Raw genomic sequence first — 13,975 nt, 5'->3', positions numbered from 1 at the left:
GCCGTTCTGGCCTGGCGGGCGCCCAGAAATTCACCGAAAGACATTGATGACCCCCAAGAATAACGAATTGCTCTTCTGCGCGCTCGGCGGCTCGGGCGAAATCGGCATGAACGTCAACCTCTACGGCCATGCCGGCAAGTGGCTGATGGTCGATTGCGGCGTGACCTTCGCCGATGCCGCCTATCCCGGCATCGACATCGTGCTGCCCGACCTCGCCTTCATCGAGGACCGCCTCGACGATCTGGTCGGCATCGTGCTGACCCACGGGCACGAGGACCATATCGGCGCCTTGCCCTATCTGGCCGAGGATCTCGGCGTGCCGCTCTATGCGACGCCGTTCACCGCCGGGCTGATCCGCGGCAAGCTGGAAGAGGAGGGCAATGCCAATCGCGTCAAGCTGCGCATGGTGCAGCCGGGCGGGTCGGAGCAGATCGGCCCCTTCAACGTCCGCTTCGTCGAGCTGTCGCACTCGATTCCCGAGCCCAACGCGCTGGTGATCGAGACGGCGGCCGGCCGCGTCTTCCACACCGGCGACTGGAAGCTCGATCCCAATCCGGTGATCGGCCGGCCGACCAGCGGCGAGGCGCTGCGCGCGATCGGCGACGAGGGCGTCGACGTGCTGGTGTGCGATTCGACCAACGTGTTCAATGACACCGCCTCCGGCTCGGAATCGTCGGTGCGCCGCGGGCTGGCGGAAACGATCGCCAAGGCGCCCGGCCGCGTGCTGGTCACCACCTTCGCCTCCAACGCCGCGCGCCTGCACACGCTGGGCGAGGTGGCGCGCGAGACGGGGCGCAAATTGTGCGTCACCGGCCGCTCGCTCGACCGGATTTTGAAGGTCGCGCGCGCCTGCGGCTATCTGAAGGATTTCCCCGAGACGGTCGATCCCGAGACGGCGATGCGCCTGCCCAAGAACAAGGTGCTGATCGTCGCCACCGGCGGGCAGGGCGAGCCGCGCGCGGCGCTGGCCCGCGTCGCCGACGGTAGCCACACGATCAAGCTCGACGAGGGCGACACCGTCATCTTCTCGTCCAAGCAGATCCCCGGCAACGAGATCGCGATCGGCAAGATCCAGAACACGCTCGCCGCCAAGGGCGTGCGGATGGTCACCGAGCGGCAGGCGCATGTCCACGTCTCCGGTCACCCGGGGCGCCCGGAACTGGCGCAGATGTACGGCTGGATCCGCCCGACGACGTTGGTGCCGGTCCATGGCGAGATGCGCCACATGATGGAGCATGCCCGCTACGCGCAGTCGCAGGGCGTCAGCCAAGCGATCGTGCAGAGCGACGGCGACATCGTCCGCCTGCTTCCCGGCGCGCCGCAGAAGCTTGGCCATGCCGGCGTCGGGCGCCTGGTGCTCGACGGCGACGTGATCCTGCCCGCCGACGGATCGACGATCAACGAGCGGCGCAAGCTGGCGATCAACGGCCAGATTTCCGTCGCCGTCGCGATCGATCGCCAGGGCCGCGGCATCGGCCGGCCGCAGGTACGCGTGCAGGGCGTGCCGGTCGAGGAGGACCGCGTCGCGTTTGTCGAGGATGCGGCGGCCGCTGCGGAGGAAGCGCTGAACGGCGGCAAGCGCGAGATCGAGAAGCGGCGCGAGGACATCCGCCTGGCGGTACGCCGCGTCGCGACGCGCTGGACCGGCAAGAAGCCGATCGTCGACGTGCTGATCGTCCAGGCCTGACCGGAGGAACGCCGTGCGCTGGACGTCGATGCTCGCGATCTACGTCCTGTTCTGGGCGTTCTCCGTCTTCCTGGTGCTGCCCTGGGGCGTGCGGACGACACGAGAGGCGGGGGGCGAGCACGTCCCCGGCCAGGCGGAAAGCGCGCCGCATGAATTCCACCTCGGCCGGCTGGTCGTCCGGGTGACGATCGTCGCGACGATCCTGTTCCTGCTGTTCGTCGCCAATTACGAATTCGGCTGGATCACGCCGCGGATGCTCGACCTGTTCAATCCCGACGAGGTCTACCTCAACGCCGCTTAACCACTTATTCGGCAACGGATATTTTCCGGATTGGCGCTTGCCGGCCGCGCCGTCCCGGCGCTAGCGGCAGCCACCGTTCGGAGTATCGCTCGCCGTGAACCAGACCTGCCTCAACACGCTCGACCTGCTCCACCGCGCGCTGGGGTTGATGGACGATGCCGGCATGGCGCTGATCGCGGCGCAGATCGCCACCGCGATCGACGAGCTGGAGCGGCAGCCGCATTGCCACGGGCTGCCGCCGCTGTTCTGATTTTGCTGGCGGCTGATTGCCCGAACCCCGGCCTGGCCCGGGGCGGCCCGGTCAGCGCAACCGCTCGATCGCCTGGGCGAGGGCGACATACAGCTTGCCCATGTCCGACGACAGCAGCGTGACGCCGAGCGGCGACCCGTCGCGCTGCGTCAGGATCGTGCGCAGCATGCTTTCGAAATCATGGATGTACCGGTTCACCGCCTCGCGGAAGCTGGCATCGTCGTCGTAGAGGCGCGCGATCTCGCGCGCGTCGCCGGGTTCGAGGATGCGCACGGCGCGGCGGGTGAACACGCCGCGATCGCCCTTCAGATAGGCGGCCCAGGCACTGTCGCTGACATCGGGTGCGAACGCCTTGGTCACGTCGATCGCCGCCGAATTGAGCGACTCGATCAGCAGCGAGGCGCGCCGCGCGAAGCTGTTGCGCTCGGCCTCCTCGCGGTCCTGGCGTGCGTCTTCGATCCGCGTCTCGACCAGCGCGGTGCTGTCGAGGATCGTCTGCACCTGCGCGGCAAGCCGTTCGGTGGCGCGGGTCGCGGCATCGACCGCGCTGTCGGTGGCGTCGGCGATCGCACGCACCTGCCGCTCCACGGTGTCGCTGGTGGCGCGGCGCATCGCGTCGGCGCTGGCCTGTTCGAGCGCCTCGGCCGCCTCGGGGATGACGGAGGCGAGCGTATCGCGCGCGCGGTCCGCCGCGGTCGCCGCCGTGTCGCGCACCCGCAACAGGGCATCGACCAGCCGCGGCGCCGCTTCTTCCGCGAAACGGTGCGTCCGCTCGATCGTCTCGTCGACCATCGTGCCGAGCGCGTCGGCCTTGTCGCGGCCTTCGTTAAGCGTCTGCAACAGCCCCTGCGACAGCTGGTCCAGCGTGCGGCGCTGATCGGCGATGACGCCGGCGATCGCCTCGATCGCGTCATGCGTGCTTTCCGCGGCGGTGACGAGCGCAAGCAGTTCCGGCTTGGCGGCGACGACGACCTGCTTGCTGGCGGTGATCTTGCCGTCGAGCCGGGTCAGCGCCTCTGGCAGGGTTTCGTCGATTTCGCGCGCCGCGGCGTCCAGCGCAATCAGCAGCGATTCGGTGGTGCCGATGGTCTTGGTCGCCATCGCCTCGCCGGTGCGCAGCGCCTCGGTCATCGCGTCCGCCGATCCGCCCAGCGCGCTGATCGAGGCGGCGAGCATCTGCGTCCGCTCGACCCCCTGGCCGTGCAGCGCGTCCAGCCGCTGCTCGATGCGATCGACCTCCGCGTCGATGACCACGAGCATGTCGTCGCTGGCGGTACGATGCTGGTCGAGCCGCGCGACGACGCGGTCGATCACCTCCTCGACCGCCGCGATCCGCTCGCCGAGCGCATCGGCGCTGTCGCGCGCGGCGCGGTCGAGCGCGGCCTGATTGGCGTGGAGCATCGCCAGCATCGCCTCGCCCTGCGCGGCGATGCCCTTGCGCGCCTCGTCGACCGCGTCGGCGGTGCGCCCGAGCAGGGCGTCGACTTCGCCCGACATTTCACTCGTCACCGCCTCGAGGCGGGCGCCCGCGGTCTCGCTGGTCGCCTCCATCCGGGCGAGATGCGCGGCGAGCCGCTGTGCCGCGCCGCCGGCGATCAGATCGGCTTCACGCCCGCGATCGACCAGCGCGGCAAGATGGCCTTCCAGCGCGGCGGCATGCGCACCGGCGGTCAGGCCGCTCGCTTCGAGCAGGCGCCCGGCCTCCAGGATTTCCGACTGGGCGCGGGGCAGGGAGGCGAGCAGCACGCCGACGTTCGCCTGCGTCGTCGTCGCCGCGTCGGATAGGGAGCGGGCATGCGCTTCCGCCTGCTGGATCTCATCGCCAATGCCCCGCCCGATGGCGGCCAGCCGTTGGGTGGCGGCATCGCCCATCGCGCTCAGCGTGGTGATCTGTTCGGCGAGCATCTGACGATTGACGTCGAGCGAGCGCGACAGCACGCCCACCGTGCGCTCCAGGCTTTCCGCCTCCGCTCGCATCGCCCGGGCGGTGTCGCCGAACCGGCGCGCCTCGGCGCGGCTGGTGCGCAGCGCGAGCAGGCAGACGATGCCGATCAGCGCCGGCACGCTGGCCAGTGCGGCGATCAACTGGACCAGCGCCACCGGCTGCAAAAGGCCAAGATCGTCGCGGACCAGCCACAGCATCGCACCGAGCCACACCAGGCTGACCACGGTCGCACCGGCGGGCAGAATCCAGCGTCGTGGGGTCGGCTCCGCCCCGACCGGCAATGTCCAAGCGGCATTGTCGGACAGGTCGAGCGTATCATGAGCCATGGCGGCGCCCTCGTCATAGCGGTTGGTGCTGCCGGCCTTCGCCCGCAAGTCGACGATCATGAACACCCCCTGATAGTGGCGGGGAACTTAGCCAGCTTTGCGCCGTCGACAAAGCGAAACCGCAACGAAGCGTTAAGCGGTGCCCCGCTAGGATCGGTTTATGGCCTATGACCCCGGAGCGATCGATGCGACCCTCACCGCGGCGGTGGGCGATGCGCCCGCGCTGATCGCGGAACTGCGCGTCGCCTTCGTCGAAAGCGCCGACAGTGCGGTCCAGGCGCTGGAGCAGGCACAGAGCGATGCCGAATGGCGCGATGCCGCGGCGCGTTTGACCGGTCTGGCGGCGAGCTTCGGCGCGGTGCGCCTGATGGCGATGGCCAACCGGGCGGCGACCCTGCCGCACGATGCGCCGACGCTGGCCAAGCTGAAGCGCACCGTCGCGCGCCTCTGATCGCAGCAAAAAGCACGCGCACGACCCTAGCCAGCGGGAACGCCAGCGCATAACAGCGGCCGGATGCTCGCCGGCCTTCTCTTTGCCCTGCACGATGCGGACGACCGGCCGACGATGCTGACGGCGACCCTGCCGTTCGGCGGGGTGACGCTGATCGAATATCAGGCGCGGTTGCTCGTCGCCGCGGGTGCGTCGCAACTGGTCATCGTCGTTGCCCGTCTGACCCCGGAACTGCTCGGCGCGATAAACCGCATCGGTCGCCGCGGGATCGCGGTCGACACCGTCCGCACCGCCGCCGAAGCCGCCGAGAAGCTACATCCCCTGGCGCATGTCGTGATGCTTGCCGACGGCCTGACGACCACCGAGGAGATGATCGGCGCCTTCGCCCAGCCGGGCAGCGACGCGCTGCTCGTCGTGCCGGAGGATGCGGCGCCGCCGGGCTATGAACGCGTCGGCGGCGGCATGGTCTGGGCGGGCATCGCGCGGCTGGAGGCTCGGCGCGTCGCCGAACTCGCTGCCTTGCCGCGCGACTATGACGTGCCGTCGACGCTGGTCCGGCTGGCGGCGCAGGCGGGGGCGGTCAACCTGCTGCTGCCGCAGCCCGCGATGCGCGCCGGTCATGCGATCGGTCATGGCGGCGCGGCACTGGAGGCGCGGGGGCGTGCGGTCCTGTCGGCGATGGTGGCGGGGCGCAGCGGTTGGTTCGACCGCTTCGTCGTCGCCCCGATCGCCCGTGCGCTGATTCCCGTGCTGGTGCCGCGCAGCATCCCGGCCTTGGGTGTTGCCGCCGGGGGTGGCGCATTCGGCCTGATCGCGCTGGCGTCGATCTGGTTCGGCCATCCGGTCATCGGCCTGGGTCTCGCTGTGCTCGGCGGGATCGGCGTGGCACTGGCGCGCGTGCTCGCCGATCTGCGCGACGACGCCAGCATGGCGCGCGGTCTGGCCGCGGCGGCGCTCGTGCTGCCGGCACTGACCGCGCTGCTCTACGGCGATGCCGAGATGCGGCGCAGCGCGGAGGGCGCGACGCTGGCCCTGGCTTTTGCGCTGCTGCTCGTCGCGGCGCTCGGCGAGCGCGCGATCGGCCCCGCGACGCGGCCGAGCTGGTGGGGCAGCGCGCCCGCCTATCTGGTCGTGTTGCTGGCCGGGGCGATCGTCGCCGCGCCGACATTGGGCCTCACCGCGGCGACGCTCTATGCCGGCGCCACCGCGGCGGCCGCGATCGAACGCCTGCGGCGCCAGCCTTAGCTCGCTCTTAACGACATAGCGGCTAGGCGCCAGAACCATGACGGTCGAGCCGGATCCCCCGCACAGCCCCACGCCGGATGCGCGCCTTGCTGCCGCGCGCCGCCTGGCGGCGCAGGCGGACGGGCGGCTGGGCGCGACGATCGTCGATTTCTTCCTGCCCGGCGACGCCAGGCTCGACGAGCGGACGCGGCTGGCGCTCGGCCAGACGCTGGCCGGTGCGGTCCGGGCGATCGAGACGGACATCCGCCACCATGCGGCGCGGCTGCTGGCCCCGCGCGGTGCGACGATGCCGGCGGCGACGGATGTGCTGCGCCGCCTGTCGCGTGCCGGCTTATTGCGCGACCGTGCGCTGATCGATGAATTGCTCGGCCAGGTGCGCTGCGATCAGATCGCCGAGGCGCTGGTGCCCCAGGTCGGTGGGCCGGATCAGCCGAGTCTGCTGATCCGTCTTGCCCAGGTCGACGATGGCGTCGTCGCGACCGCCGCCCGCGCGCTACTGGCCGCCGAGGCGCAGCGGCGTGCGGCGGTCGAGCAGGAGCGGGTGCTGCACGGCACACTGCCGGCGGTGCTGCATCGGCAACTGGTCTGGTGGGTCGCTGCCGCAGTGCGCGAGGCACAAGCGGACGATGCTGCCCTCGATCAGGCGGTGGTCGAGGCCGCGCAGCGCAATCTCGCGGCGCATGACGAGACGCAGCGGCCGGAAGCGGCGGCGATGCGGCTGGCGATGGCGATCGACGCGCGGCCCGACGAACTTGGCCCCTTGCTGGTCGATGCGCTCGGCGATCGGCGGCTGCTGCTCTTCATCGCCGTGCTCGCCCGCGCGACCCGGCTCGATTCCGTCGCCACGCGGCAGATCGTGGTAGAACCGGAGGGGGATCGTCTGTGGCTGGCGCTGCGCGCGATCGATCTCGATCGGGCGACGATCGCCCGCATCGCGCTGGCGCTGGCGGATGCCGATCCTCGCCGCGACATCGAGGCGTTCGCGGATGCGCTCGACGCGATCGTCGCCATACCGGTGGATAGCGCCCGCGCCGCGCTGGCGCCGCTGACGTTGCATGCCGAATTGCGCGTGGCGATCGATGCCCTGGCGCGGGAGGGCGCGCGATGAGACCGGGTACCATGCGCGACCCGATCGTCGTTCAGGGTACGCTCGACCGCGACGGCCGGCTGCTCGCCGCCGATCCGGCGCTGCTGACGCTGAACGCGGCGGCGGGGGGCGAGATCGGCATGCCGCTCGCCATCGCCCCGATCGCGGCGGTGGCATGGCTGGCGCAGCGGCTCGGCGTGCCGGTGACGCGGCAGGTCACCGTCGCCGATCCGGACGCCGATTTGGTCCTCTCGGTCCGGGCCGAGCCGACGGTCGACCAGTTGCGCCTCGTCACCACCGGCTGGCAGGAGCGCCCCGGGGCCATCCTGGCGTCGGCGGAGGCGGTGCCCGTGGCCGGCGCCGATGATCTCGCCTGGGAAACCGACGGCGGCCTGCACCTCACCTTCGTCGGGCATGACGGCGCTGCCCGCTACGGCGTCGACCCGCAGGCCTTGCTCGGACAGCCGCTGACCGCGATGTTCGCGCTCGACGCGGATCGCGACGGCGCGATGCCGATTCTCGATGCGGTCGCCCGCCGCCGCTGGGACGGGGTGCAGCCGGCCCGGCTGCGCCAGGGCGATGTCGCGATGCTGCTCAGCGCCACCATACGCCGGGACGCCGCCGGCGGCATGGCCGGGCTGATCGGCGTGGCGCGCCCCGTTATCGCCGCACCGACGGCAGCGCGCCCGTCCTTGACGCCCGGCTTCACCCGCGGCCTCGACCGCGCGTTGCGCAGCCCGCTGGCGAAGATCATCGCCCATGCCGACACGATCCATGCGCAGGCGGAAGGCCCGATCCAGGCGGACTATGCCGATTATGCCTCGGACATCGCCAATGCCGGCCGGCATCTGCTCGGCCTGGTCGACGATCTGGTCGATCTCGCCGCAGTCGAGCGGCCGGATTTCGCGCTCACCGCGGAGCCGATCGACATGGCCGACGTCGCGCGTCGCGCCGCGGGGCTGCTGTCGGTCAAGGCCGCCAATGCCGATGTCGCGATTGCCCGGCCGCTGGCGGAGGCGTCGGTGCCGGCGCTGGGCGATTTTCGCCGTGCCTTGCAGATCCTGGTCAATCTGATCGGCAATGCCGTCCGCTATTCGCCGCCGGGCGGCGTCGTCACGGTCACCGCCGCGCGGGTCGGCACAATGGCCGAAGCGGTGGTCGCGGATCAGGGCAAGGGCATCGCGCGCGACGATCAGGCGCGCATCTTCGAGAAGTTCGAGCGGGTCGACCCCAGCGAGCCGGGCGGCAACGGCCTCGGCCTCTATATCGCGCGGCGGCTGGCGCGGGCGATGGGCGGCGACCTGACGGTGGCGAGCGCGCCGGGCGAGGGTGCGACCTTCACCCTGACCCTGCCGGCCTGATCGCCGTTCAGCGCCGCGGCAGGCGGCGGGCGACCAGGATCAGTAACAAGCCTAGGACCGTGACGGCGCTGCCACGGTCGGCCCAGATCCGCTGGTCGAGCATGAAGCTCGACTGCGGCCAGTGGATGTACCCCAGTCCCTGGCCGATCCACAGCGCACCGGTGAGCGCCAGCAGCACGCCCACCGCCACCAGGATCGGCCGGAGACGGCGCATCAGCGCTGCGCCAGCGGGACGTAGCTGCGCTGCGTCGGGCCGGTGTAGAGTTGGCGCGGGCGGCCGATCTTCTGATCCGGATCGGTGATCATCTCGTTCCACTGCGCCACCCAGCCGACGGTGCGGGCGAGGGCGAACAGCACGGTGAACATCTCCGTCGGGAAGCCGATCGCCGACAGGATCACGCCCGAGTAGAAGTCGACGTTCGGGAACAGCTTCTTCTCGATGAAATAATCGTCGCTGAGCGCCAGTTCCTCGAGCCGCAGCGCGGTCTCGAACAGCGGGTCGTTGACCTTGAGCGCGTCGAACACCTCGCGCACGGTCTTCTGCATCACGGTCGCGCGCGGATCATAGTTCTTGTAGACGCGGTGACCGAAGCCCATCAGGCGGAACGGATCGTTCTTGTCCTTGGCGCGGGCGATGAACTCGGGGATGCGCTCCGGCGTGCCGATCTCGCGCAGCATGTTGAGCGCCGCCTCGTTGGCGCCGCCATGCGCCGGGCCCCACAGGCAGGCGATGCCCGCCGCGATGCACGCGAACGGATTGGCGCCCGACGAACCGGCAAGGCGCACGGTCGAGGTCGAGGCGTTCTGCTCGTGATCGGCATGGAGGATGAAGATCCGGTCCATCGCCTTCTCGACCGCCGGATTCACCTCATAGGGCTCGGCCGGCACGCCGAACGTCATGCGCAGGAAGTTGCCGGTGTAGCTCAGCGCATTGTCCGGATAGAGGAACGGCTGGCCGACGCTGTACTTGTGCGCCATCGCAGCGATCGTCGGGATCTTCGCGATCAGCCGATGCGAGGCGATGGTGCGCTGCACCGGATCGTGGATGTCGGTCGAATCATGGTAGAAGGCCGACAGCGCACCGACCACGCCGCACATGATCGCCATCGGATGCGCGTCGCGACGGAAGCCGCGGAAGAAGGCAGCCAGCTGCTCGTGCACCATCGTGTGGCGGGTGATCGTGCCGGTGAAGGTGTCGAGTTCCTCGCCCGACGGCAGCTCGCCGTTGAGCAGCAGATAGGCTACCTCCATGAAGCTCGACTGCTCGGCCAGCTCGCCGATCGGATAGCCGCGGTGCAGCAGTACGCCCTCGTCGCCGTCGATATAGGTCAGCGCCGAGCGGCACGACGCGGTCGAGGTGAAGCCGGGATCATAGGTGAAGGCGCCGGTCTGCGCATAGAATTTGCGGATGTCGACCACGTCCGGGCCGACCGAACCCGACATGACCGGGTATTCGAACTGCTTGCCCTCCAGGGCGACTGTCGCGTTGTCGGTCATGTCAGTGTCCTTCCTAATCAGACTGTCATCCGGTCCGCGATCCGGCCGAGGCTTTCCTCCTTGCCGAGAAGCGCGAGCACGTCGAAGATGCCGGGCGAGGTTTTACGCCCGGTGAGAGCGGCGCGGAGCGGCTGGGCGACCTGGCCGAGCTTGACGCCCTGGCCGTCCGCCACCTGCCGTACCGCTGCTTCGGTCGTGTCCTGATCCCACTGCTGCACTGCGTCAAGCGCCGTGTGCAGCTGCGCAAGCAGTTGCGGCGCGGTACCGCCGAGCAGGTCCGCCGCGGCCTGATCCAGGTCGAGCGGTCGGTGCGCGAAGAGGAACCGTGCACCCTCCGCCAGTTCGTTGACATTGGCGGCCCGTGCCTTCAGGAACGGCATCGCCTGCGTCAGCAGCGGGACCGCCGCCTCGCCATAGCCCCCGATGCCGGCGACCAAAGCGGCGAGCCGCGCATCGTCGGCCGCCCGGATATAATGGCCGTTGAGGTTCTCGAGCTTCTTGAGGTCGAAGCGGGACGGGCTCTTGCCGACGCCATCAAGGTCGAACCAGGCCACCGCCTGTTCGCGGCTGATGATCTCGTCGTCGCCATGTCCCCAGCCCAGGCGCAGCAGATAATTGTCGAACGCCTCGGGCAGGATGCCCAGCTCGTCGCGATAGGCCTCGATGCCGACCGCACCGTGCCGCTTCGACAGCTTGGCGCCGTCGGTGCCGTGGATCAGCGGAATGTGGGCGTAGACCGGCTCCGGCCAGCCCATCGCGCGATAAATCGGCAGCTGACGGAAGGCGTTGTTGAGGTGATCGTCGCCGCGGATGACGTGCGTCACGCCCATGTCATGATCGTCGACGACCACGGCCAGCATATAAGTCGGTGTACCATCCGAACGCAGGAGGATGAGATCGTCGAGCTCGGCGTTCTGCACCGTCACCGATCCCTGGACGCGATCGTCGATCGTAGTCGCGCCCTCGCGCGGGGCACGCAGCCGGACCACATAGGGCTCGCCCTCCGGATAATCGGTCCGGTCGCGCCATGGCGAGCGGATGCGCAGCGGCCGCTTCTCGGCCTGCGCCGCCTCGCGCTGCGCGGCGATCTCCGCCTGCGTCATGTAGCAGCGATAGGCATTGCCGCTCGCCACCATCTGATGCGCCACCTCGGCATGGCGATCCGCCCGCGCGAATTGAAAGACGGCGTCGCCGTCCCAGTCGATGCCGAGCCAGGTCAGACCAGCGAGAATCGCGTCGATCGCCGGCTGGGTCGAACGGACGCGGTCGGTATCCTCGATGCGCAGCAGGAAGGTGCCGCCGTGATGGCGTGCGAACAGCCAGTTGAACAGCGCGGTGCGCGCGCCGCCCAGGTGCAGATAGCCGGTCGGCGAGGGCGCGAAACGGGTGACGACGGCCTTGCCCGTCGCTTCGGAAATGCCGTTCGCGTCGTGATCCGATGATGCGCCCAACCGCGCCTGCTCCTTACGGTTCGAGATGATGGCTGTCACAGCCGGGGCGGCCCCTAGCACGCGCCTTCCGCGCCTTCAAATCCCGCCACCCGTCGCCGACGCGGCGATAGGCCCGCGGATCGAGCGGTGGCTGGAGGCAGAACGCGACCAATTGCCCCTATGGCTGCCGGTCGCGCTCGGCGGCGGCATCGCCGCCTGGTTCGTCCTGCCCGACCCGCGGCACTGGCTCGCCACCCTTAGCGCGCTTGCCGCCATCGCGCTGGCGGCGCTCACCGCGGGCCGCGGCGATCGGGCGAGCCGGGCGATCGGCATCGGCGCGGCGGTGGCCATGCTCGGCCTCGGCCTTGCCTGGTGGCGGGCCGAGCGGGTCGCCGCGCCCGTCCTCGCGCGGCCGGCGGTGGTGCGCGTGACCGGGACGATCGAACAGGTCGAGCCGCTGCCGGCGCGGGGCCTCGTCCGGCTGACCGTCGCACCCTTTGCGATGAGCGGCCTGCCGAAGCGACTGCGGGTCAATGTCGATGCGGCCGCGCTGCCACAGGGCGGAGCGGCCGGCGCGACGGTGACGCTGACCGCGCGGTTGATGCCGCCGCCCGCTGCCGCCGTGCCCGGCGCCTATGATTTCGCGCGGGTCGCCTGGTTCGCCGGCATCGGCGGCACCGGCCGGGCATTCGGGCCGGTCGCGCAGCGCGGCGGCGGCGACGGCGGGTCGTGGCGGGCGATGCTCACCCGGCACATCACCGATCGGCTGGAGGGCAGCCGCGGCGGCATCGCCGCGGCACTGGCGACCGGTGACGAGGGTGCGATCACGCAAGATGATTCCGATGCCATGCGGCGAGCGGGGCTGGCGCATCTGCTGTCGGTCAGCGGCCTGCACATCACCGCGGCGGTGGCCGCGACGATGCTGCTGGTGATGCGGCTGCTCGCGCTCTGGTCGTGGCTGGCGTTGCGCGTCCGCCTGCCGCTGGTTGCCGCAGCGGCAGGCGCCGCGGCGGCGATCGGCTATACCCTGCTGACCGGCAGCCAGGTGCCGACGATCCGGTCCTGCGTCGCGTCGCTGCTCGTGATCGGCGCGCTCGCTCTGGGCCGGCAAGCGATGACGCTGCGCCTGGTCGCGGCCGGCGCCGGCGTGGTCCTGCTGATCTGGCCGGAGGCGCTGGTCGGACCGAGTTTCCAGCTGTCCTTTGCCGCGATCGGCGCGATCGTCGCGCTGCACGCGCATCCGCGCATCGCCGCCGCCTTTCTAGCGCGCGACGAGCCGCGCTGGCGCCAGCTGGTCCGCTCGCCCGCCTCGTTGCTGCTGACCGGCTTCGTCGTCGAGGCGGCGTTGCTGCCGATCGCGGTCTACCATTTCCACAAGGCCGGCCTGTACGGCGCCATCGCCAATCTCGTCGCCATCCCGCTGACCACCTTCGTCGTCATGCCGCTGGAGGCGCTGGCGCTGCTCTGCGATCTCGTCGGGCTCGGCGGACCCGTGTGGCGGCTCGCCGATGGGTCGCTCCGCTTCCTGCTCTGGCTGGCCCATCGCGTCGCGGCGCTGCCGGGCTCCGCCACCGCAATCGCGACGGTGCCGACCGGCGCCTTCGCCGTGTGCGTGCTCGGCGGGCTGTGGCTTGCTTTGTGGCGGACGCCGCCGCGCTGGTTGGGTGTGCTGCCGCTCGTCCTGGGTTGCGGCTGGATCCTGATCAGCCCGCCGCCCGATCTGCTGGTAACAGGCGATGGCCGGCATCTGGCGGCGCGCACCCGTGACGGCCTGTCGATCCTGCGCGACCGCGCCGGCGATTACACACGGGCGATGTTGAGCGAGACGGGCGGTGTCGATGGAGAGCCGGCCTTCCTCGCGGACAGCACCGCGGCGCACTGCACGCGCGATGCCTGCGTCATCGCGTTGGACCGCGGCGGGCGCCGATGGCGGGTGCTGGCGACACGGAGCCCCTATCCGCTGCCCTGGCCGACGCTGATCGCGGCATGTCGGCAGGCGGATATCGTGATCAGCGAACGGCGGCTGCCGCGTGGCTGCACGCCCCGCTGGCTGAAGCTCGACGCGCCGGTGCTGGCGGAAACGGGTGGGGTGGCGGTGACCCTCGCTACGCGTCGGATCGTCACCGTGCGCCAATCCGGCGACGCACACCCTTGGCTGCATCCGCCCGTCGCACGCCCGGCCGCAGCGGTGCTGTATCGACCGGACGGCTGGCGCGGCCGGAACATCGTGACGCAATGTCACGGTGGCGGCTGCCGATCCCGCGTGACCTATCGCCATGACAAGACGTCGCCGCCGACAAACGCGTCACGCTGACGAGCCGAGACCCGAGAGGTCAACGACGAACGCTGGAAGCCCATGCCGCGGCCTGGCCTCGCTACGCGACCGCTCACCTGC

Annotated in this window: 12 protein-coding genes; 8 read left to right on the top strand and 4 right to left on the bottom strand. The window is 70.4% G+C overall.

Annotated features, from left to right (window positions below):
• Positions 1 to 46: 46 nt before the first annotated feature.
• The 3 genes from ACU5AX_RS03340 to ACU5AX_RS03330 all read left to right on the top strand — a co-directional run bounded on the left by ACU5AX_RS03340 (position 47) and on the right by ACU5AX_RS03330 (position 2,238).
• Positions 47 to 1,687: a ribonuclease J gene (locus tag ACU5AX_RS03340; RefSeq protein ID WP_446689661.1), complete on the top strand. Its 1,641-nt coding sequence runs from the start codon at positions 47 to 49 to the stop codon at positions 1,685 to 1,687.
• A gap of 13 nt (positions 1,688 to 1,700) precedes the next feature.
• Positions 1,701 to 1,988, top strand: a complete 288-nt coding sequence (locus tag ACU5AX_RS03335; RefSeq protein ID WP_198352753.1) for a DUF1467 family protein — start codon at positions 1,701 to 1,703, stop codon at positions 1,986 to 1,988.
• A 94-nt stretch (positions 1,989 to 2,082) separates the two neighbouring features.
• Positions 2,083 to 2,238, top strand: a complete 156-nt coding sequence (locus ACU5AX_RS03330; protein ID WP_198353466.1) for a hypothetical protein — start codon at positions 2,083 to 2,085, stop codon at positions 2,236 to 2,238.
• Between the two features lie 51 nt (positions 2,239 to 2,289).
• On the opposite strand, the gene ACU5AX_RS03325 is transcribed toward ACU5AX_RS03330, so the two are convergent.
• Complete coding sequence (locus ACU5AX_RS03325) at positions 2,290 to 4,569, bottom strand: coiled-coil domain-containing protein (RefSeq protein ID WP_446689660.1); 2,280 nt, start codon at positions 4,567 to 4,569, stop codon at positions 2,290 to 2,292.
• A gap of 100 nt (positions 4,570 to 4,669) precedes the next feature.
• Between ACU5AX_RS03325 and ACU5AX_RS03320 the strand changes: the two genes are divergently transcribed.
• The 4 genes from ACU5AX_RS03320 (at position 4,670) to ACU5AX_RS03305 (ending at position 8,653) form a co-directional block, all read left to right on the top strand.
• On the top strand, positions 4,670 to 4,960 hold the full coding sequence (locus ACU5AX_RS03320) for an Hpt domain-containing protein (protein ID WP_198352755.1): 291 nt from the start codon (positions 4,670 to 4,672) through the stop codon (positions 4,958 to 4,960).
• A 63-nt stretch (positions 4,961 to 5,023) separates the two neighbouring features.
• On the top strand, positions 5,024 to 6,205 hold the full coding sequence (locus ACU5AX_RS03315) for a glycosyltransferase family protein (RefSeq protein WP_446689659.1): 1,182 nt from the start codon (positions 5,024 to 5,026) through the stop codon (positions 6,203 to 6,205).
• A 37-nt stretch (positions 6,206 to 6,242) separates the two neighbouring features.
• Positions 6,243 to 7,313, top strand: a complete 1,071-nt coding sequence (locus tag ACU5AX_RS03310) for a hypothetical protein (RefSeq protein WP_446689658.1) — start codon at positions 6,243 to 6,245, stop codon at positions 7,311 to 7,313.
• A complete protein-coding gene (locus tag ACU5AX_RS03305; RefSeq protein ID WP_446689657.1) occupies positions 7,310 to 8,653 on the top strand; it encodes a sensor histidine kinase in 1,344 nt (447 codons plus the stop codon). The genes ACU5AX_RS03310 and ACU5AX_RS03305 overlap by 4 nt, the downstream gene beginning before the upstream one ends.
• A gap of 7 nt (positions 8,654 to 8,660) precedes the next feature.
• Here the strand turns inward: ACU5AX_RS03305 and ACU5AX_RS03300 are convergent, their stop codons facing one another.
• The 3 genes from ACU5AX_RS03300 to gltX are packed head-to-tail and all read right to left on the bottom strand — an operon-like array spanning position 8,661 to position 11,601.
• Positions 8,661 to 8,867 carry a hypothetical protein gene (locus ACU5AX_RS03300; protein WP_198352758.1) on the bottom strand — a complete coding sequence of 69 codons (207 nt, stop codon included), beginning with the start codon at positions 8,865 to 8,867 and terminating at the stop codon, positions 8,661 to 8,663.
• Positions 8,867 to 10,150, bottom strand: a complete 1,284-nt coding sequence (locus ACU5AX_RS03295) for a citrate synthase (RefSeq protein ID WP_446689656.1) — start codon at positions 10,148 to 10,150, stop codon at positions 8,867 to 8,869. The genes ACU5AX_RS03300 and ACU5AX_RS03295 overlap by 1 nt, the downstream gene beginning before the upstream one ends.
• A 17-nt stretch (positions 10,151 to 10,167) precedes the next feature.
• A complete protein-coding gene (gltX, locus tag ACU5AX_RS03290) occupies positions 10,168 to 11,601 on the bottom strand; it encodes a glutamate--tRNA ligase (protein ID WP_446689655.1) in 1,434 nt (477 codons plus the stop codon).
• Between the two features lie 25 nt (positions 11,602 to 11,626).
• Between gltX and ACU5AX_RS03285 the strand changes: the two genes are divergently transcribed.
• Positions 11,627 to 13,894, top strand: coding sequence for a ComEC/Rec2 family competence protein (locus tag ACU5AX_RS03285; protein WP_446689654.1), 2,268 nt, complete (start codon positions 11,627 to 11,629; stop codon positions 13,892 to 13,894).
• Positions 13,895 to 13,975 lie beyond the last annotated feature (81 nt).

This window comes from Sphingomonas benefaciens (assembly GCF_052907485.1).
This window is presented reverse-complemented; position numbering and strand designations above follow the sequence as displayed.

Bases quoted from the DNA above. Each gene is read 5' to 3' on its own strand.
- ACU5AX_RS03340 (WP_446689661.1), top strand. From the start codon at position 47: ATGACCCCCAAGAATAACGAATTGCTCTTCTGCGCGCTCGGCGGCTCG.
- ACU5AX_RS03325 (WP_446689660.1), bottom strand. From the start codon at position 4,569: ATGATCGTCGACTTGCGGGCGAAGGCCGGCAGCACCAACCGCTATGAC.
- ACU5AX_RS03320 (WP_198352755.1), top strand. From the start codon at position 4,670: ATGGCCTATGACCCCGGAGCGATCGATGCGACCCTCACCGCGGCGGTG.
- ACU5AX_RS03315 (WP_446689659.1), top strand. From the start codon at position 5,024: ATGCTCGCCGGCCTTCTCTTTGCCCTGCACGATGCGGACGACCGGCCG.
- ACU5AX_RS03310 (WP_446689658.1), top strand. From the start codon at position 6,243: ATGACGGTCGAGCCGGATCCCCCGCACAGCCCCACGCCGGATGCGCGC.
- ACU5AX_RS03305 (WP_446689657.1), top strand. From the start codon at position 7,310: ATGAGACCGGGTACCATGCGCGACCCGATCGTCGTTCAGGGTACGCTC.
- ACU5AX_RS03300 (WP_198352758.1), bottom strand. From the start codon at position 8,867: ATGCGCCGTCTCCGGCCGATCCTGGTGGCGGTGGGCGTGCTGCTGGCG.
- ACU5AX_RS03295 (WP_446689656.1), bottom strand. From the start codon at position 10,150: ATGACCGACAACGCGACAGTCGCCCTGGAGGGCAAGCAGTTCGAATAC.
- ACU5AX_RS03285 (WP_446689654.1), top strand. From the start codon at position 11,627: ATGATGGCTGTCACAGCCGGGGCGGCCCCTAGCACGCGCCTTCCGCGC.